General features: G+C 62.6%; 18 protein-coding genes. 14 read left to right on the top strand and 4 right to left on the bottom strand.

All coding sequences use genetic code 11. The features are described from left to right. The 9 genes from purE to ABL914_RS07320 are packed head-to-tail and all read left to right on the top strand — an operon-like array spanning position 1 to position 9243. Entirely contained in the window at positions 1 to 480 is a 480-nt protein-coding gene (gene purE, locus ABL914_RS07360) for a 5-(carboxyamino)imidazole ribonucleotide mutase (protein ID WP_391562523.1), read from the top strand. A 12-nt stretch (positions 481 to 492) separates the two neighbouring features. Beyond that, on the top strand, positions 493 to 1548 hold the full coding sequence (locus ABL914_RS07355; protein ID WP_391562542.1) for a 5-(carboxyamino)imidazole ribonucleotide synthase: 1056 nt from the start codon (positions 493 to 495) through the stop codon (positions 1546 to 1548). Continuing rightward, entirely contained in the window at positions 1545 to 2042 is a 498-nt protein-coding gene (locus ABL914_RS07350; protein WP_391562522.1) for a dihydrofolate reductase, read from the top strand. The genes ABL914_RS07355 and ABL914_RS07350 overlap by 4 nt, the downstream gene beginning before the upstream one ends. Positions 2043 to 2056: 14 nt before the next feature. Continuing rightward, positions 2057 to 3253: a dipeptidase gene (locus ABL914_RS07345; RefSeq protein WP_391562521.1), complete on the top strand. Its 1197-nt coding sequence runs from the start codon at positions 2057 to 2059 to the stop codon at positions 3251 to 3253. Between the two features lie 19 nt (positions 3254 to 3272). Then, a complete protein-coding gene (locus ABL914_RS07340) occupies positions 3273 to 4208 on the top strand; it encodes a bifunctional riboflavin kinase/FAD synthetase (RefSeq protein ID WP_391562541.1) in 936 nt (311 codons plus the stop codon). Beyond that, positions 4205 to 5266: a glycerophosphodiester phosphodiesterase family protein gene (locus ABL914_RS07335; RefSeq protein WP_391562520.1), complete on the top strand. Its 1062-nt coding sequence runs from the start codon at positions 4205 to 4207 to the stop codon at positions 5264 to 5266. Before ABL914_RS07340 ends, ABL914_RS07335 begins: the two co-directional genes overlap by 4 nt. Before the next feature lie 57 nt (positions 5267 to 5323). Next, positions 5324 to 8242 (top strand): isoleucine--tRNA ligase, encoded by a 2919-nt coding sequence (ileS, locus tag ABL914_RS07330; protein ID WP_391562519.1) that lies wholly within the window; start codon positions 5324 to 5326, stop codon positions 8240 to 8242. Further along, positions 8239 to 8826, top strand: a complete 588-nt coding sequence (gene lspA / locus ABL914_RS07325) for a signal peptidase II (protein ID WP_391562518.1) — start codon at positions 8239 to 8241, stop codon at positions 8824 to 8826. Before ileS ends, lspA begins: the two co-directional genes overlap by 4 nt. Positions 8827 to 8829: 3 nt before the next feature. Beyond that, positions 8830 to 9243, top strand: coding sequence for a DUF3035 domain-containing protein (locus tag ABL914_RS07320; RefSeq protein ID WP_391562517.1), 414 nt, complete (start codon positions 8830 to 8832; stop codon positions 9241 to 9243). Between the two features lie 68 nt (positions 9244 to 9311). Here the strand turns inward: ABL914_RS07320 and ABL914_RS07315 are convergent, their stop codons facing one another. Beyond that, complete coding sequence (locus ABL914_RS07315) at positions 9312 to 10628, bottom strand: hemolysin family protein (protein WP_391562516.1); 1317 nt, start codon at positions 10626 to 10628, stop codon at positions 9312 to 9314. A gap of 164 nt (positions 10629 to 10792) precedes the next feature. Here ABL914_RS07315 and ABL914_RS07310 point away from each other — a divergent pair, with 164 nt between their 5' ends. Continuing rightward, positions 10793 to 11485 carry an OmpA family protein gene (locus ABL914_RS07310; protein WP_391562515.1) on the top strand — a complete coding sequence of 231 codons (693 nt, stop codon included), beginning with the start codon at positions 10793 to 10795 and terminating at the stop codon, positions 11483 to 11485. A 61-nt stretch (positions 11486 to 11546) separates the two neighbouring features. Here ABL914_RS07310 and ABL914_RS07305 read toward each other — a convergent pair whose 3' ends face one another. Continuing rightward, positions 11547 to 12326: a 3'(2'),5'-bisphosphate nucleotidase CysQ gene (locus ABL914_RS07305; RefSeq protein ID WP_391562514.1), complete on the bottom strand. Its 780-nt coding sequence runs from the start codon at positions 12324 to 12326 to the stop codon at positions 11547 to 11549. A gap of 158 nt (positions 12327 to 12484) precedes the next feature. Between ABL914_RS07305 and sucC the strand changes: the two genes are divergently transcribed. The 4 genes from sucC (at position 12485) to ABL914_RS07285 (ending at position 16429) form a co-directional block, all read left to right on the top strand. Beyond that, positions 12485 to 13681: an ADP-forming succinate--CoA ligase subunit beta gene (sucC, locus tag ABL914_RS07300; RefSeq protein WP_391562513.1), complete on the top strand. Its 1197-nt coding sequence runs from the start codon at positions 12485 to 12487 to the stop codon at positions 13679 to 13681. A 76-nt stretch (positions 13682 to 13757) separates the two neighbouring features. Then, positions 13758 to 14510: an electron transfer flavoprotein subunit beta/FixA family protein gene (locus tag ABL914_RS07295; protein WP_391562512.1), complete on the top strand. Its 753-nt coding sequence runs from the start codon at positions 13758 to 13760 to the stop codon at positions 14508 to 14510. 1 nt (position 14511) lies between these two features. Continuing rightward, complete coding sequence (locus ABL914_RS07290; RefSeq protein ID WP_391562511.1) at positions 14512 to 15441, top strand: electron transfer flavoprotein subunit alpha/FixB family protein; 930 nt, start codon at positions 14512 to 14514, stop codon at positions 15439 to 15441. A 100-nt stretch (positions 15442 to 15541) separates the two neighbouring features. Next, positions 15542 to 16429 (top strand): energy transducer TonB, encoded by an 888-nt coding sequence (locus tag ABL914_RS07285; protein ID WP_391562510.1) that lies wholly within the window; start codon positions 15542 to 15544, stop codon positions 16427 to 16429. Here the strand turns inward: ABL914_RS07285 and ABL914_RS07280 are convergent. Together ABL914_RS07280 and ABL914_RS07275 are read right to left on the bottom strand one after the other, a co-directional pair. Then, entirely contained in the window at positions 16404 to 16946 is a 543-nt protein-coding gene (locus ABL914_RS07280; protein WP_391562509.1) for a GNAT family N-acetyltransferase, read from the bottom strand. The genes ABL914_RS07285 and ABL914_RS07280 overlap by 26 nt on opposite strands. Then, entirely contained in the window at positions 16946 to 18154 is a 1209-nt protein-coding gene (locus ABL914_RS07275; RefSeq protein WP_391562540.1) for a DUF445 domain-containing protein, read from the bottom strand. Before ABL914_RS07275 ends, ABL914_RS07280 begins: the two co-directional genes overlap by 1 nt. Between the last annotated feature and the right edge of the window lie 62 nt (positions 18155 to 18216).

Genomic DNA, 18216 nt, shown 5'->3' with positions numbered 1-18216 from the left:
ATGGCTGCACTTGTCGCGATTGTCATGGGCAGCCAGTCTGACTGGCCTACGATGCAACGCGCCGCCGAAACGCTCGACAAGCTGGGCCTGGCGCACGATGCGCGGATCGTATCGGCGCACCGCACGCCAGATCGATTGGTCAAATTTGCCCAGGGCGCAGCCGATGAAGGCTTCAAGGTGATCATCGCCGGGGCGGGCGGCGCAGCGCATTTGCCGGGGATGGTAGCCAGCATGACCCACCTGCCGGTGCTGGGCGTGCCCGTGCAGTCCAAGGCGCTTTCAGGGCAGGACAGCCTGCTGTCGATCGTCCAGATGCCGGCCGGGATCCCGGTGGGAACGCTGGCGATTGGCGAGGCCGGGGCAACCAATGCCGCCTTGCTGGCCGCCTCGATCCTGGCGCTGAGCGATCCCGCGCTAAGCTCTCGGCTTCAGGCCTACCGCGCCGCGCAAAGTGCCGGCGTGGCTGAACGGCCAAGCTGACAGCCCATGGCGATGATCCCCCCCGGCGAAGTGATCGGCATTCTGGGCGGCGGGCAGCTGGGACGAATGCTGGCCATGGCGGCGCAGCGGCTGGGCTATAAGGTCCACATCTATGCCCCAGAAAACGATAGCGTTGCCGCAGAGGTAAGCCAGGCCCACACCCGGGCAAGCTGGGACGATGCCAGCGCGCTGGCCGCGTTCGCCTCGGCCTGCGCGGTTGTTACCTATGAGTGGGAAAATGTGCCGATCGCCGCACTGAAAGGACTCGGCGAAACGCCGTTGTTTCCTTCGGTTCGCGCACTTGAAGTGGCGCAGGACCGGCTGAATGAAAAGGAATTCGTCGAGAATCTGGGGGGCCGCACGGCATCCTATATGATGATCGACACGGCTGAGGATCTGGACCAGGCGCTGATCCGGATCGGATCGCCCGGGATCCTCAAGACCCGGCGCGAAGGCTATGACGGCAAGGGCCAGTGGCGGATCGCCTATGACCATGAGGCCGAGGGGATATCGCTGGCGGGGCAGGCGTTGATCTATGAAGGGCTGGTGCGCTTTTCCAGTGAATTCAGCGTGATTTTGGCGCGCGGCCAGGATGGCAAATGCGTGTTCTGGGACAGCGCCGAAAATGTCCATGAGCATGGGATTTTGGCTAAATCGACCGTCCCGGCCGGCCCGGCGGTGCAGGCCCAGATTGGCGATGCCCGTGCGCTGGCCCAAAAAGTGGCCGATGCGCTTGGCTATATCGGCGTGGCGGCGTTTGAATTCTTTGCGACCGATCAGGGCGCGGTGTTCAACGAAATGGCGCCCAGGGTCCACAATTCGGGGCACTGGACGATCGAGGGCGCGGCCACCAGCCAGTTTGAAAACCACATCCGCGCAATCTGCGGGCTACCGCTGGGCGAAACCCGGCTTGCCGCGCGCGGCGTGGAGATGCGCAATCTGATCGGTGACGATGTGCTGGACATTTCCGCGCTGGCGGCTGACCCGGCCAATCACGTCCACCTTTATGGCAAAGGCGTGGTGCGCCCCGGGCGCAAGATGGGCCACGTCACCCGGCTGCTGGCGTGAACCGCAGCGAAATCTTCCTGGTTGCTGCGGTGGCCGCAAACGGCGTTATCGGTGCTGGTGGCGAGATCCCCTGGCACATCAGTGCGGACTTTCGCCGGGTCAAGGCGCTGACCATCGGCAAACCACTGGTGATGGGCCGCAAGACCTTTGAATCGCTGCCCGGCCTGCTGCCCGGCCGCCGCCACATCGTGATTACCCGCGATCCCGCCTGGCAAGCCGATGGGGCCGAAGTGGTGCATGATCTGGCCGCCGCGCTGCGCCTGGCCAATGCCCCCCATATCGCGATCTTCGGCGGGGCCCAGATCTATGCCGAAGCCCTGCCGCTGGCGGACCGGATAGAGCTGACCGAAGTGGCCCTGACGCCCGAAGGCGATGCCCGCTTTCCCGCATTCAACCGCGCCGACTGGGCTGAGACATTCCGCGAAAGTCATCCCCCACAAGGTCGCGTGCCGGGGTTTGATTTCGTAACATTGCTGCGTAAACCAGCAGTCTGATTTTGGGGGGCACGATGCGCAAGATATTCTGGTCTTTGGCTACCGTGCTGGCAATCGGTGCCCTGGTGTTCTTCCGGCTGCTCCCGCCAATGCTGGAATCCGGCATGAACAAGCTGGAAGGCAAGCCGCTGCTGGTGATTTCACCCGAAGCCGAGGCGCTGCACCGTTCGCTTAACATCGTCGATCTGCATTCCGATACCCTGCTGTGGAAGCGCGATCTGGTGGCCGCATCCAATCGCGGGCACGAGGATCTGCCCCGGCTGATCAAGGGCAATGTCACCTTGCAGGTGTTCGCATCGACCACCAAGAGCCCCAAGGGCCAGAACTACGATAGCAATCCAGCGGATTCCGATATGCTCACGCTGCTGCTGGTATCCCAAGGCCAGCCGCGCCGGACCTGGGATTCGCTGCTCGAACGCTCGCTGTTTCACGGCCAGAAGCTGGATGTCGCGGTTTCGCAATCGCAAGGCACCTTGCGCAAGGTGGCAGACCAGGGCGGGCTTGATCAGCTGCTGGCCTTGCGCGCCCGGCCGCAAGCGCCAGTTGGCGCGCTACTTTCGGTCGAAGGGCTGCACAATCTTGAAGGCAAGGCCGAAAATCTGGACCGGCTGTATAGCGCCGGATTTCGGATGGCCGGGCTGACCCATTTCTTCGATAACGAGCTTGGCGGATCGATGCACGGCCTGGTCAAAGGCGGGTTGACCCCGTTCGGCCGTCAGATCGTGGGGATGATGGAAGATCGCGGGATGATCGTCGACATCGCCCATTGCAGCCACACCTGCGTGGCCGAAGTGCTGAAGATGGCGCGCCGCCCGGTGGTTTCCAGCCACGGCGGTGTTCAGGCGGTGTGCCCGGTCAACCGCAACCTCAGCGATGCTGAAATTCGCGGCGTAGCCCGCACCGGCGGAGTGATCGGGATCGGCTATTGGGATGCCGCCGTGTGTGACACCAGCCCAGCCGGAATCGTCAAGGCGATGAAGCACGTGCGCGATCTGGTGGGGATTGAATACGTAGCGCTGGGCAGCGATTATGATGGCGGCACAACGGTGCGGTTCGATACCAGCCAGTTGGTCCAGTTGACCCAGGCATTGCTCGATGCAGGCTTCTCGGCAGAGGAAATTCGCGCGGTGATGGGCGGCAATGCCCTGCGCGTGATCCATGCCGGGCTGCTTCCCTATGCCGAATGGGCCAAAGGCCGCCGGCAGCACTGAACGGATTGGCGCGGTGGATCTGGTCAGGCTGAACGCACGGGCACCGATGCCACCATCCTTGCGCGGCGCAGTGATCGCACTGGGCAATTTCGATGGCTTCCACCTGGGCCATCAGGCGGTTGTGGGTGAAGCCATGGCCTGGGCCCGGGCTGAGGGCCGCCCGGCGATTGTCGCCACGTTCGATCCGCACCCGGTGCGCTTTTTTGCGCCGCTCAGCCCGCCGTTCCGGCTGACCACGCTCGATCAGCGGGCCGAGCTGTTCGCCGCTGCCGGGGCCGATGCCATGCTGGTTTTCGAATTTGATGCCGCGCTGGCCGCAACCACTGCCCGGGCCTTCGTCCAGGATTTGCTGGCTGGTCAGCTGGGCGTGACCGGGGTGGTGACCGGGGAAGATTTCACATTCGGCCAGGGCCGCAGCGGGAACGTGGCCGTGCTGAAGGAACTGGGCGCGCCGTGCGGTCTATCGGCGCGCGCGGTTGGCCCGGTTGGCGATGGCGGCGAAGTAATCTCATCCAGCCGGATCCGCGAAGCGCTTAAAGCCGGGGACTGCGCCGCCGCCACCCACTTGCTGACCCGGCCCTTTGCGATCCGCGGCACGGTCCGGCACGGGGCCAAGCTGGGCCGCACAATCGGCTTTCCCACCGCCAACCTTGAACTGGGCAGCTATCTGCGGCCGCGTTATGGGATCTATGCCGTTACCGGAACCCTGCCGGGCGGGCAGGTGCTGCACGGCGCGGCCAACCTGGGCATCCGCCCCAGTTTTGAACCACCGGTCGAACTGCTGGAAAGCTATTTCTTTGATTATTCCGGCGATCTTTATGGCCAGGAAATTGAAATAGCGCTGCATCACTACTTGCGCGGCGAAGAAAAGTTCGAAACATTGGAAGCATTGACTGCGCAGATGGCGCACGATTGCGAAGCGGCGAAAGCGCACCTGGGGAGAATTTCGGAATGACGCTTTGGCTCAAGCGGATCGGGTTTGTGCTGGCGCTGGCTTTTCTGGTGATGACTTTCGTCAATGCCAGCTGGATTGCCGAACGGCCCACGGGCTACCCCCGCTTGCTGGCGGTGCGCGGGATCAGCCAGCAGCCTAATAATTTGCCCGCCACGCTGGCCGCCGCGGACGGCGTTTGCACCGCCGACAATATCGAAGTTCCGGTGCATGACTATATCGAAAACACCCTGCCCGCGCTGCAGCGCGCCAGCGGAATGGGCGCGGCGATGGTTTCGGTCGATGTGGCGCAAAGCAGCGATGGGCGGATCGTGCTGCTGCGCGAAGCCACCCTCGATTGCCGGACCAGCGGCAAGGGCGCGGTTTCCGCGATGACCCTGGCCCAATTGAAGGCGATCGATGCCGGGCACGGCTATAGCGCCGATGGCGGCAAAAGCTTTCCGCTGCGCGGCATGGGCATTGGCTATGTGCCGACGCTGGAGGAAACGTTGAGCGCCTTGCCGACCGAACCGATCCTGTTCAACCTGGGTGGCCAGGATCAGGCCCTTAGCGCCCGGCTGATCGATGCGCTGCTGGCCGCTGGCCGCAAGGTTGAGGATCTGGGCGATGGCTTCATGGGCAGTGAAGCCGCGATTGCCCCAATCCGGCAGCGTTTTCCCAAAAGCTGGGCCTTCTCGATGGAGGCTGCGCGGGCCTGCACCAGTGCTTACCAGCTGCAAGGCTGGCTGGGGCTGACCCCGGCAAGCTGCAAGGGCGGGACCATTCTGGTGCCGCTCAACCGCCAGTGGCAGTTCGCCGGCTGGCCCAATCGGCTGATCGCGCGGATGGCTGCGGTGGGCGGCCATATTGTGGTGACGGGCCCGGCCAGTGACGGCGCAGAACCGCGCGGGCTGGATCTGCCCGAACAGATCGGCCAGGTTCCGGCCAGTTTCAACAGCCACATCTGGGTATCAGACCTGTGGGTGATCGGCCCGGCGCTCCACCCGGCGGGTGATCGCCGCAACGGTCGCGAAAAGGCGGAGACTGAAGCGCTGATCGCCAAGCGGCGCGAGAATCGCTGATCCCCGCATTGGGGAGGAATTGCGCATTCACGCCGCCCCGGCTAAGGCCCGCGGCCTATGACCCAGCAGCGCGATCTTAAAGACACCGTCTTCCTGCCGAAGACTGATTTCCCGATGAAGGCCGGACTCCCCCAGAAAGAGCCGATTATCGCCGCGCGCTGGGAGGCTGAAAAGCTGTATGAACAGCTGCGCGATGCCCGCCGGGGCCGCGAAACCTTCATGTACCATGATGGTCCGCCCTATGCGAACGGCGATATGCACATCGGCCACGCGCTGAACCACACGATCAAGGACATGGTCTGCCGCACCCAGAACCTGCTCGGCAAGAACGCGCCCTATGTGCCGGGCTGGGATTGCCACGGCCTGCCGATCGAATGGAAGGTGGAAGAGCAGTACCGAAAGAAGAAGCTCGACAAGGATCAGGTTCCCCTCCTCGAATTCCGGGCCGAATGCCGCGCCTATGCCCAGCACTGGGTCGATGTGCAGCGCGGGCAATTGAAGCGGCTGGGCGTGATGGCCGATTGGGACAATCCGTACCTCACCATGCAGGCCGAGAGCGAAGCGACGATCGTGGCGGAGCTGCTCAAGTTCGCCACCTCGGGCCAGCTCTATCGCGGGGCCAAGCCGGTGATGTGGTCGCCGGTCGAAAAGACCGCGCTGGCCGAGGCTGAGGTTGAATACGAGGATATCACCTCGACCCAGATTGACGTGGCGTTCGAGATTGTCGAGAGTCCTGTCCTGGATGGGCTCGGTTGGAGGGAGTTTGCCAATCAGGGCGTGGGAGAGCCAATCAAGCTCTTTGCACTGATTTGGACGACTACTCCTTGGACGATTCCTGTAAATCAAGCGATCGCCTATGGACCAGACATTGAATATTGGGTGTTCCACGATGGTGGAACTGGCAACGCGTTCCTCGTAGCCAAAGAATTGATCGAACAGGTCGAGCAACGATCACGAAACTCGAACTTCGAGCGTTTCAATTTCATCGCTTGTGCAGAGCCGTTCGCGAAAATCAAAGGCTCCGACCTCGCCGGAACCATCGCTCGCCACCCGATGCACCACCTCGGCGGGTTTTTTGCAGAACCGCGGCCGTTGCTGGCGGGCGATTTCGTCACCACCGACAGCGGCACGGGACTGGTCCACATGGCGCCCGACCACGGCGAGGACGATTTCGAGCTGTGCAAGTCGGTCGGCATCGGTCCCAAATTCGCGGTTGAGGGCGACGGCAAGTACCGCGAGGACTGGCAGTGGCTGGGCGGGCAGGGCAGCGTCATCAACCCCAAGTTCAACGCCCCCGATGGGCCGATCTGCAGCGACCTGCGCGAAGCGGGCGGGCTGCTGGCGGCATCGGCCGATTACAAGCACAGCTACCCGCACTCGTGGCGCTCCAAGGCCAAGGTGATCTACCGCTGCACCCCGCAGTGGTTTGTGCCGATGGACAAACCGATGGCCGATGGCCGGACGCTGCGCGAAACCGCGATGAGCGAGATTGAGCGCGTTGCCTTCACCCCCGAAAAGGGCCGCAACCGGATCGGTTCGATGGTCGCCGGGCGGCCAGACTGGGTGCTCAGCCGCCAGCGCGCCTGGGGGGTGCCAATCACGCTGTTCGTCAACCGCAAGAGCGGTGAATATCTGATCGACGAAGCGGTGAACGCACGGATCGTTGCCGCCGTGCGCGAACAAGGCATCGACGCCTGGACGCCCGAGACGGCGCACAGCTTCCTGGGTGAAGGCTATGATCCCGAAGAGTGGGAAGCCGTGCCCGACATTCTCGACGTATGGTTCGATAGCGGCACCAGCCACGCCTATGTGCTCGATAGCGGGCGCTGGCCGGACCTGAGCTGGCCGGCCGACATCTATGTCGAAGGCAGCGATCAGCATCGCGGCTGGTTCCAATCGTCATTGCTGGAAAGCTGCGCCACCCGCGGCCGCGCGCCCTATGACCGGATCCTGACCCACGGCTTCACGATGGATTCCAAGGGCATGAAAATGTCCAAATCGCTGGGCAACACCATCGATCCCAACAAGGTGATGGAAACCTATGGCGCGGACATCATCCGGCTGTGGGCGCTGACAGTCGATTTCACCGAGGATCACCGGATCGGCGATGAAATCCTCAAGGGCGTGTCCGACCAGTACCGCAAACTGCGCAATACCTTCCGCTATCTGCTGGGCGCGCTGGACGGCTTCAGCGAGGCTGAGCGGGTGCCGGTGGAGGCGATGCCAGAGCTGGAACGCTATGTTCTGGCGCTGCTGGCGCGGATGGATGAAACGCTGCGCGCGGCCACCGACAGCTTCGATTTCAACACCTATGTCCGCACCCTGACCGACTTCTGCAACGAGGACCTTTCCGCCTTCTTCTTCGATGTGCGCAAGGACTGCCTCTATTGCGATGCGGCCACCGATCCCAAGCGGATGGCCTATCGCACCGTGCTGGATACGCTGTTCCACGCGCTGGTCCGCTGGGCCGCGCCGGTGTTGGTGTTCACCAGCGAAGAGGTGTGGGGGACGCGGTATCCAGAGGGCGGTTCGGTGCATTTGCTGGAGTGGCCGGTGCTGCCCGCCCCCAACCCTCGTCATTCCCGCGAAGGCGGGAACCCAGCCGCTGACCAAGCGGCCGGCGAAGCGCCCGAGCTGGATCCCCGCCTGCGCGGGGATGACGAGTTGGTGGAGAAGTGGGCTGAGCTTCGCCAGCTTCGCGCAGCAGTCAATGAACGGATCGAGCCAATGCGGCGCGACAAGATCATCCGCTCAAGTCTTGAAGCCGAAGTTGCGGTCAATCACGCTTACCCCGGCATCGACCTCGCAGAGCTGTTTATCACGGCACAAGTCCATCAAGGTGATTGGGAAACAGTCACCCGCACCACCCACCACAAATGCGGGCGTTGCTGGCGGCACCTGCCCGACGTGACCGAAGACGGCGCGCTTTGTTCACGTTGCGATCAGGTTGTGGGCGGCATGGACGGCGGCGAATGACCATGCTGACGCGCACCCGCAAGATCGGCTTTGCCGTGGCCCTGGCCGGCTTTGTGGCCGATCAGGCGCTGAAGCTGCTGGTCACCGGGCCGCTGGGCTTGATTGCAGATGGCCAGCAGATCGTGCTGACCAGCTTTTTCAATCTGACCCGCACCTCAAACTATGGCATCTCGCTGGGTCTGCTGACCGCCGATACCGATGCGATGCGCTGGCTGCTGGTGGCGCTGACCGGCGCAATTGCGCTGGTAGTGGCAGCCTGGATCACGCGGGAGAGCAAGTTGGGCGATGTGGTGCCGCTGGGGCTGATCCTGGGCGGGGCGCTGGGCAACATTTATGATCGGGCGGTGCTGGGCCATGTGGTCGATTACCTTGATCTGCACTTTGGCGCATGGCGGCCGTTTCTGGTTTTCAACCTGGCCGATATGCTGATCTCGGTGGGCGTGGTGATAATCCTTGCCCGCAGCCTGCTTATCCGCGAAAAGCCCCAACTTGATACGGCGGGCCAAGCATTTTCGAGCCAGTTGGATTCAACTGGCGACTCGGAAAATGCGACCAACCACAAAACGCCCGCAACGGAGATTTGAGAGATGCGTAAGACCACAGGCTTGATTCTGGTCACCACTTCGGCGCTGCTGCTTTCGGCATGCGGCGGCGGCGGGATGTTTAACCGCAATCGGCCCGATGAATTCGCCGTGCAGCGCCAGGCGCCGCTGGTTGTACCGCCCGATTTCGCGCTGGTTCCGCCCGCTCCGGGCGCGCCGCGCCCCAACGATTCCAGCGCAGCCGCCCAGGCGCAAAGCGCACTGTTCGGTGCACCGCAACCGCGTTCAAGCGTGGAAACCACGGTTGGCGGCAAGGCCGGTCAGGCCGCCCCTGCGATCCGTTCGACCGTGGGTGATCCGCAGACCAACACGGTCGACAAGGGCGAAGTGGCCCGCGATATCATCGCCGCACCCGAAGGCGATGGCCGCGAAGCGCAGACCGCAATCGGCGGCAACTGAACCTTTGATCCGGAAAATGCTTCAAAGGGCTCGCTGAACAGCGGGCCCTTTCTGGTTTGGCCCGCAGATCAGTTTTCGGTGCGGATTTCGGCCTGAAGCTTGTTGGCCAAAAGCTTGTCGATCTTGCGGCCGTCCATATCGATCACTTCAAAGCGCCAGCCCTGATCGTGGAAATATTCGCCTTCGCGCGGGAGCTTCTTGAACACTGACAGGGCATAGCCCGCCGTGGTGGCAAAATCGCGGTCAGCCGGCAGATCCAGCCCAAGCTGGTCGATCAGCGCATCAACTGGAAGCGAGCCCGCCAGCAGCAGCGAGCCATCTTCGCGCGTTACCAGCAGCGGCGCATCGCCTTCATCCTGATAGCTGGCGAAATTGCCAACGATGGCTGAAAGCAGATCGGCCGGGGTAACCACCCCTTCAAGGTGGCCATATTCATCATGGACCAGCGCCATCGACACGCCGCTTTGCTGAAGGATCTTGAGCGCGTCCATCGCGTCCAGCTGATCGGGCAGAATCTCCGCCTTCTTGAGCAGACGGGCCAGGTTGGGCTTGCGCCCCGCCAGCAGCACGGCCAGCACATCCTTCACTTTGACCACGCCGACGATATTATCGGGGCTGGCATCGGTAACCGGCAGCAGCGAATGCGGGCTGCCTTTGATCGCGGCGCGAAGTTCAGCCTCGCTGGCTTTGCGGTCAATCGTGTCCAGCTCGGTCCGGGGCGTCATCAGCTCGCGCACCGGCCTGGTGGCCAGCCGCATGATCCCGGTCATGATCGCGCGTTCGTCTTCCTCGATCACGCCCGATCGGGTCGCTTCGGCAAAGACCAGTTGCAGTTCCTCGGCGGTCAGCGAATGCTCACCTTTGTGGGTCACCCCGGTCAGGCGCAGCAGCACACCTGATGACTTGTCGAGCAGCCAGACAAACGGCGCCGTGATCCGCGCCACTACCGAGATCGGGATGGCGGCCAGCACGGCAATCTTTTCGGCCGAGCGCAATGCCAGCTGTTTGGGCACCAATTCGCCCACCACCAAGCTGAAATAGGTGGTCAAGGCGATCACCAGGGCAAAGCCGGATTGCGGCGCCCAGCGGGCCGGCACGCCCAGCGCGGCCAGCCGCTCACCGGTTGGCCCGCCCAGGCTGGCGCCCGAATAGGCCCCGGCGATAATCCCGACCAGGGTGATCCCGATCTGCACCGCCGAGAGGAACTTGCCCGGATCCGATGCCAGCTCGATTGCCCGCCGCGCGCCGGCATTGCCGCCATCGGCCAGCAATCTCATCCGCGCTGGCCGCGCCGAGACAATCGCCAGCTCTGACATCGAGAACAGCCCGTTAAGCAGGATCAATCCCGCGATAATGAAAAGGTCAGACCAGGGAAAAGGTGTCACACAGGCGGCCTAGCAGGTTTGCGGGTAAAGGCGAAGGGGGTGTAAAATGCGATGGGCCGCCCACTGCGCGCCGCTGAATTGTTGACAACCGGGCCATGCACCCGCCATTCAGCTTCAACTACATAGGGTTAATGCCAATCCTGCAACAGGTAAGGGGAATAGACATGAAGAAGACCCATTGGCTCACCTCCGCAATGGCCGCATCGGCCCTGCTGGCAACTTCGGCCTGCGTGACCGATCCCAATACCGGCCAGAAGAAAGTTTCGCGCACGGCCATCGGCGGGCTTGGCGGCGTAGTTGTTGGCGGCCTGCTGGGCGGCCTGATCGGCGGCAAGACCGGCCGCATCGTTGGCGCCGGAATCGGCGGGGTTGCCGGGGCTGCTGTTGGCTATCAGATGGACCAGCAAATCAAGGAACTGAAAGAGCAGACCGCCGGTTCGGGCGTTGATGTGACCGAAACCGATGGCGGCAAGGCGATCCTGGTCAACTTGCCCGATGGCGTGACTTTCGATGTTGGCTCGTCCACACTCAAGCCGGCCTTCCGCACCACGCTGGATCAGGTCGCGCAAAGCCTGATCGCCTATCCCAACAGCCTGATCGACGTTTATGGTCACACCGATTCAACCGGTAGCGACAGCTTCAACCAGGCGCTGTCTGAAAAGCGCGCACAGACGGTGATGAATTACCTGATTTCAAAGGGCGTGCCGGCCGCACGGATCCGCAGTCAGGGCTTTGGTGAAACCATGCCGGTGGCCGAAAACACCACAACCGAAGGCCGGGCCAAGAACCGCCGGGTCGAAATCAAGATCGTGCCGGTGACAACCGAAGACGTTCAGGCGGCACAAAGCGGCACCTGAGGCTGCGAAGTTACGAATCGAGAGGGGCTCGCCAGACCGGCGGGCCCTTTTTGATTCTGGTTCAGCCGGCCAGTTCCTTGGCCCGCCCCGCCAGCCGCTCTACTGCGGCATCGTGGATCCCCGGGGCGCAGGCCAGCACGCCAAAGGCCCGCGGATCGGGTTTGTTGTAGGCCAGCGGCTGGCCAAAGGCATCAGTCACTGCGGCTCCGGCCTCACGCGCGATCAGCGCGGCGGCCCCAACATCCCATTCAAACCCCCAGCGCAGCGTAGCCACCAGATCGGCCTCATCGGCGGCAACCTTGGCGATCCGCAGCGCAATCGAATTGGGCTGATCAACCAGCGTCAGATCAAGATCGGCCTTTGGCAAGGCCTGGGCCGGCACCCGCGAGCCGGTCAATTCGGTGCGGCGCGAAGCCGCCAGCCGGATCCCGTTGCGCCAGGCGCCATGCCCTGCCTCGGCCTGCCAGAATTCGCCGCGGGCTGGGGCATCCAGCATGCCCATCAATGGCCGCCCGGCGCTGATCAGGGCGACCGATATGGCCCAGCCGCTGCGTCCGCGGATAAAATCGCGGGTCCCGTCAATCGGATCGACCAGCCAGATCAAGCGGCCTTCCAGCCGCTCGGGCGCATCAATCGTCTCTTCGCTGAGCCAGCCAGCCGAAGGCAGCAGCGCCGATAGTTCGTGCTTGAGAAAGGCATCCACGGCAAAATCAGCCGCGCTCACCGGGCTGCTATCGAGCTTGTCCCAGCTTTCCAGCACGTGGCCATGGCCCGGCCAGGCGCCAAGCGCGATTTGCCCGGCTGCGCGAACGATTTGTTCCAGACGCGCGCGATCGATCAAGCCGGCATTTTCCCCATTGCTGAGAACCAATCGCAACTGGCGTTCATATTTGTCCGATCCTGCACCATTACGGGCCTTTTCAAGCTGGGTTGACTGTGCTTAGGCGCTTGCCAAGCAGGCCGCAACTTGCTGGCCCCATCTCCGGAGATGCCCACGCCATGAACATCCACGAATACCAGGCCAAGGAACTGCTCAGCCGGTTCGGCATTGCCATTCCCAAGGGGATCGCCGCGATGAGCGTAGCCGAAGCGGTTGCCGCCGCCAAGGACCTTCCCGGGCCGCTCTATGTGGTGAAAAGCCAGATCCACGCCGGCGGGCGCGGCAAGGGCAAGTTCAAGGAACTTGGCCCCGATGCCAAAGGCGGCGTTCGTCTGGCCAAGAGCCTTGAGGAAGTGGAAGCCCATGCACAAGACATGCTGGGCAACACCCTGGTGACAATCCAGACCGGCGATGCCGGCAAGCAGGTGAACCGGCTCTACATCACAGATGGGGTCGATATCGGCAGCGAATACTACCTTTCGATGCTGGTTGACCGCGCCACCGGGCGGATCGCAATGATCGTCAGCACCGAAGGCGGGATGAGCATTGAGGATGTGGCCCACGATACCCCGGAAAAGATCATCACTGTCACGATCGATCCGGCTCAGGGTTTTATGCCGCACCACGGCCGCGCGCTGGCTTTCGGGCTCAAGCTGAAGGGCGATCTGGCCAAACAGGCACAGGTACTGGGCAAGCAATTGTATGACGCATTCATGGCGCTGGATTGCGCGATGATCGAAATCAACCCGCTGGCCGAATGCAGCGGGCAATTGATGGTGCTTGATACCAAGATGAGCTTCGATTCGAACGCGCTCTATCGCCACAGCGATGTGATGGCGCTGCGCGACGAAACCGAGGAAGACCCGGCTGAAGTCGAAGCCAGCCAGTATGATCTGGCCTACATCAAGCTGGATGGCAACATCGGCTGCATGGTCAACGGCGCAGGGCTTGCCATGGCAACGATGGACATCATCAAGCTGAACGGCGAATTCCCGGCCAACTTCCTCGATGTGGGCGGCGGCGCCAGCAAAGAAAAGGTTACGGCAGCGTTCAAGATCATCCTCAAGGACCCGGCGGTGAAGGGCATCCTTGTCAACATCTTCGGCGGGATCATGAAGTGCGACATTATCGCCGATGGGATCGTGGCGGCGGCCAAGGAAGTGAACCTTTCGGTTCCGCTGGTGGTCCGCCTTGAAGGCACCAATGTAGAGCAGGGCAAGGCAATCCTTGAGAATTCGGGCCTGCCGATCGTTTCAGCCAGCGATCTTGGCGATGCCGCCAAGAAGATCGTGGCGGAAGTCCGCAAAGCAGCATAACGGATCGTAAGGTTGACGTTTCCGTAAACGTAAACTAGGCGCTGCGGCGTCATTCTAAGGGAAAGGCTGGACACTTATGAAAGCCCTGGTCTGCGTAAAGCGCGTGATCGATTATAACGTGAAGCCGCGGGTAAAGTCCGACGGCACCGGCGTCGAGCTCGCCAATGTCAAAATGGCAATGAACCCGTTCGACGAGATCGCGGTTGAAGAAGCCATTCGCCTCAAGGAAAAAGGCGTGGTGACTGAAATTATCGCGCTGTCAGTCGGGCCCGCAAAGGCCGCCGAAACGCTGCGCACCGCGCTCGCCATGGGCGCAGACCGCGCCGTGCTGATCCAGGTAGATGACGGCGTCGAGGTTGAACCGCTGGCCGTTGCCAAGCTGGTCAAGGGCGTGGCCGAGGAAGAAGGGGCCAGCCTCATCATCACCGGCAAGCAGGCGATTGACGACGATTCGAACCAGGTTGGCCAGATGGTCGCCGCGCTGATGGGCCGCCCGCAAGGCACCTTTGCCAACGAAGTCAGCATCGAAGGTGATAGCGTTGTCGTAAAGCGTGAAGTCGATGGCGGGCTGGAAACGGTCAAGCTGGCACTGCCCGCGATCGTCACCACCGATCTTCGCCTGAACGAGCCGCGCTATGCCTCGCTGCCCAACATCATGAAGGCCAAATCAAAGCCGCTCGCCACCAAGACGGCGGGTGATTACGGCGTGGATATCGCGCCGCGGCTCAAGACGCTGAAAGTTGCCGAACCGCCAGTGCGCAGCGCCGGGATCAAGGTGGCTGATGTGGACGCGCTTGTCGCCAAGCTCAAAGAAATGGGAGTAGCGTAAGATGAAAACGCTCGTTTGGGTCGAACACGACAACGCCTCGGTCAAGGATGCAACGCTGGCTGTGGTTACCGCCGCTTCGCAAATTGGCGAAGTGCACCTGCTGGTCGCCGGATCGGGCTGCAAGGCCGTGGCCGATGAAGCCGCCAAGATCGCCGGCGTGGGCAAGGTCCACCTGGCTGATGATGCGGCCTATGCCAATGCCCTGGCCGAAAACGTCGCGCCGCTGGTAGCCGGCTTGATGGCCAACCACGATGCCTTCGTGGTGCCCGCCACCACCACCGGCAAGAACATCGCCCCGCGCGTCGCAGCGCTGCTCGATGTGATGCAGATCTCAGATATCCTCTCGGTCGAAGGTCCCAAGACTTTCACCCGCCCGATCTATGCCGGCAACGCGATTGCCACGGTTGAATCGAGCGATGCCAAGCTGGTGATCACCGTTCGCGGCACCGCCTTTGCCAAGGCCGAGGCCACCGGCGGGTCGGGCAGCGTTGAAGCGGTTGCCAGCACCGGCGATGCCGGGACCAGCAGCTTCATGGGGTCCGAAATCGCCAAGAGCGAGCGGCCCGAGCTGACCAGCGCGAAGATCATCGTCTCTGGCGGGCGCGCATTGAAGGATGCAGAAACCTTCACCGCCACGATCTTTCCGCTGGCCGACAAGCTGAACGCCGCCGTTGGCGCCAGCCGTGCTGCGGTTGATGCGGGCTATGTCCCAAATGACTATCAGGTTGGCCAGACCGGCAAGATCGTCGCCCCCGAAATCTATGTCGCAATCGGCATCTCGGGCGCGATCCAGCATCTTGCGGGCATGAAGGACAGCAAGACCATCATCGCGATCAACAAGGACGAAGACGCGCCGATTTTCCAGGTCGCCGATATCGGGCTGGTCGCGGATCTGTTCAATGCGGTGCCGGAATTGACCGGCAAGCTCTGAATTCAGATCCTTCGAACAAGACAAAGGCCTCGCTTCGGCGGGGCCTTTTCTTTTTGATGCAAGGCAGTAAGTTGGCTCCATCCATTGCAAGGAGGCGCCGATGCGTTCGTTAGCCTGGTTGGCCACACTTAGCCTTGCGGTTGGGCAATTTCCCGCAGCAGCAGCAAACAAGGCGCCCATATCGTTGCCAAAAACCACCAAGTGGGAAATGAATTACGATATCGATGCCTGTCACCTGTTTGCACGGTTCGGCAACGGCGTTGATTCAGCACTGCTTTCGCTGACCCGCACTGCGCCGGGCGATTATGTGCAGATGACGATTTTCAGCAAAGTGCTGAAGTTCGATGGCATTGCCATGCCGGTCCAAGTCGCTTTCGGCGGTCAGGCCATACCCTTTTCCCGCACTGGTGTGGCGATAACGGCCGGGGATGACAAGGTTCCAGGGGTTATAATCGAAGGGCTGCGGCTGGATGGCTGGGAACCTCCGAAAAGCACCAGAGAGCCGGTTCAGGCGCCGGGCCTGACAAGCGCGGCAGAAGCAGCGGCAAACTCTATCACAATCAAGCGCAAAGGCGGCAAGGCCTATCGGCTGGAAACCGGGTCAATGGCCGCGCCGATGGCGGCGATGCGGACCTGCACCGATGATCTGCTGGTCCAATGGGGCTTTGATCCCAAGGTGCAAGCTACGCTTTCACGGCAAGCCCAGCCTGCCAGCAATCCCGGCACATGGTTCCGCTCCGGCGATTTCCCCGAAAAGGCGCTGCACCGCGGCCAGAACGGTATCGTCCGCTTTCGGCTTGATGTGGCCCCCAGTGGCGCTGTCACGGGATGCCGGATCCTGTTCCGCACCAATCCCGATGAATTCGCGGATCTATCGTGCAAGCTGCTGATGGTTCGCGCGCAGATGAAGCCTGCGCTTGATGCCGCCGGTCAGCCGGTAAAATCCTATTACATCAGCCGGATCAATTGGGTGGCTGGGGAATGGTAAGCCGCTCATAGAGCACCAGCGCCGCACCGTCATCCGGCTGATGCCGCCCATAGCGCACGAAGCCCAGCCGCTGCGCCAGGGCATCGGACGCGGCATGGCCTTCCTCGATCATCGCGGCGATCCGCTGTTGGCCATGTTCCGCATCAAACCAGGCCAGCGCGGCTTCCATCGCTTCGCGCGCGATGCCCTGGCCCCAATGGTCCTGGTGCACGATCCAGCCGGCTTCGGGCACATCATCAAGCCCCTGATCGGCCCCAAACCCGCGATGGCTGCGAAACACGCCGCAGTTGCCGATTATCCGCCCCTTGGCTTTCAGCCGCACCATGAAGCTGCCATAACCGTGCAGCGCCCATGATCCGGCATTGCGGTGCAACCGGGCAAAGGCATCCATCTGTGTCGGCACGAAGGTGCCTAGAAACCGGCGGGTTTCCTCGGCCAGGGTCAGATCAAACAGATCCGCCTGATCGCCCAGCCGGGGCTGCCACAGTTCAAGGCGGGCGGTGGTGATCAGCGGCATCACAGCACAAGATCAACCCCGTGGATCACCACGCCAACAAAGCCGCCCACCAAGGTGCCGTTGAGCCGGATGAATTGCAGATCGCGGCCAACCGCACTTTCCAACCGGGTGGTGACGGTCTGCGCATCCCAGCGCTTGACCGTTTCAGAAACCAGCCGGACAATCTGGGTGCCATAACGCACCGAAATGCCCACCAGGGTGCGGCGGGCAAAGCGGTTGATCTGCAGCTGCAATTGCGGATCATCACGCAGATGCTTGCCCAGCTCGGTCAAGGCTTCGGCCAATTGCCCGCTGGCTTCGCCCGAAGGCCGCCGCAGCCGATCGAGCATTGCGGCGCGCAACCGTTCCCACACACCCTGCCACCAGACCGAGACCGCCGGATTGCCAACCAGTTCGCCCTTTAGCCGCTCTATCCTGGCGCGCAGATCGGCATCGTGTTGAAGATCCTGGGCGAGCTTGGCCAGCCCTTCCTCGACCTTGGCGCGCAGTGGGTGATCGGGATCGACGATCACTTCGGCCAACAGCTTGTACAGCCCATCGAGCACCGAATTGGCCAGCGTTTCATCCAGCCCGGTCCAGCGCAGCACGGCATTGGCGCGGGCGTGGATCAGATCGCGGATCATCTGTTCGTTGTCTTCCAGCGTCAGCCCGGCCCAGCGAACCAGCGATTCGATCACCGGCATGTGGCGCTTGTCAGCAATCGTGGTGCCCAGCATCTGGCCGATCAGCGGCGAAACCTCAAGCTTGTCAATCTGGCGAAACAGCCCGCCACGAACCTGGTTGCCCAGCCGATCGGGATCGAGCGATTCCAGCACCTGAGCCGCCAGTTCAGCCGCGCCATCGCGCAGCCGGGTTGATCCGCCCTTGGCCGGATCGGCCAGCCAATCGCCCGCCGCCCCGGCCAGGTTCATCGATTTCAGGCGCCGCGCCACCACCGGCGGGATCAGGAAATTGTCCTGCAGGAACTGCGCCATCGTATCGGCGATCCGGTCCTTGTTTTCGGGGACGATGGCGGTGTGCGGGATTGGCAGACCCAGCGGATGGCGGAACAGGGCGGTCACCGCAAACCAATCGGCAATCCCGCCGATCATCCCGGCCTCGGCAAAGGCCAGCACAAAGCCCCAGGCCGGGTGCGCACCCTGAAACTGCCGGGCCAGCAGGAACAGCGCGGCCATCGCCACCAGCAGCCCGGTGGCAACGCGGCGCATGGTTCTGGCCCGATCGGGCAGAGGGGCGCTGACCGGGCGGCGCCAGCGCAGCCGAGGCGCCG

The sequence above is a fragment of the Novosphingobium sp. genome, assembly GCF_040079535.1.
Classification (GTDB): domain Bacteria; phylum Pseudomonadota; class Alphaproteobacteria; order Sphingomonadales; family Sphingomonadaceae; genus Novosphingobium.
The sequence above is the reverse complement of the archived record's forward strand: the minus strand, read 5'-3'. Positions and strand labels throughout refer to the sequence as shown.

Coding starts and splice junctions, on each gene's coding strand:
- purE (WP_391562523.1), top strand. CDS start 1: ATGGCTGCACTTGTCGCGATTGTCATGGGCAGCCAGTCTGACTGGCCT.
- ABL914_RS07355 (WP_391562542.1), top strand. CDS start 493: ATGATCCCCCCCGGCGAAGTGATCGGCATTCTGGGCGGCGGGCAGCTG.
- ABL914_RS07345 (WP_391562521.1), top strand. CDS start 2,057: ATGCGCAAGATATTCTGGTCTTTGGCTACCGTGCTGGCAATCGGTGCC.
- ABL914_RS07335 (WP_391562520.1), top strand. CDS start 4,205: ATGACGCTTTGGCTCAAGCGGATCGGGTTTGTGCTGGCGCTGGCTTTT.
- ileS (WP_391562519.1), top strand. CDS start 5,324: ATGACCCAGCAGCGCGATCTTAAAGACACCGTCTTCCTGCCGAAGACT.
- lspA (WP_391562518.1), top strand. CDS start 8,239: ATGACCATGCTGACGCGCACCCGCAAGATCGGCTTTGCCGTGGCCCTG.
- ABL914_RS07320 (WP_391562517.1), top strand. CDS start 8,830: ATGCGTAAGACCACAGGCTTGATTCTGGTCACCACTTCGGCGCTGCTG.
- ABL914_RS07310 (WP_391562515.1), top strand. CDS start 10,793: ATGAAGAAGACCCATTGGCTCACCTCCGCAATGGCCGCATCGGCCCTG.
- sucC (WP_391562513.1), top strand. CDS start 12,485: ATGAACATCCACGAATACCAGGCCAAGGAACTGCTCAGCCGGTTCGGC.
- ABL914_RS07295 (WP_391562512.1), top strand. CDS start 13,758: ATGAAAGCCCTGGTCTGCGTAAAGCGCGTGATCGATTATAACGTGAAG.
- ABL914_RS07290 (WP_391562511.1), top strand. CDS start 14,512: ATGAAAACGCTCGTTTGGGTCGAACACGACAACGCCTCGGTCAAGGAT.
- ABL914_RS07285 (WP_391562510.1), top strand. CDS start 15,542: ATGCGTTCGTTAGCCTGGTTGGCCACACTTAGCCTTGCGGTTGGGCAA.
- ABL914_RS07280 (WP_391562509.1), bottom strand. CDS start 16,946: ATGCCGCTGATCACCACCGCCCGCCTTGAACTGTGGCAGCCCCGGCTG.
- ABL914_RS07275 (WP_391562540.1), bottom strand. CDS start 18,154: ATGCGCCGCGTTGCCACCGGGCTGCTGGTGGCGATGGCCGCGCTGTTC.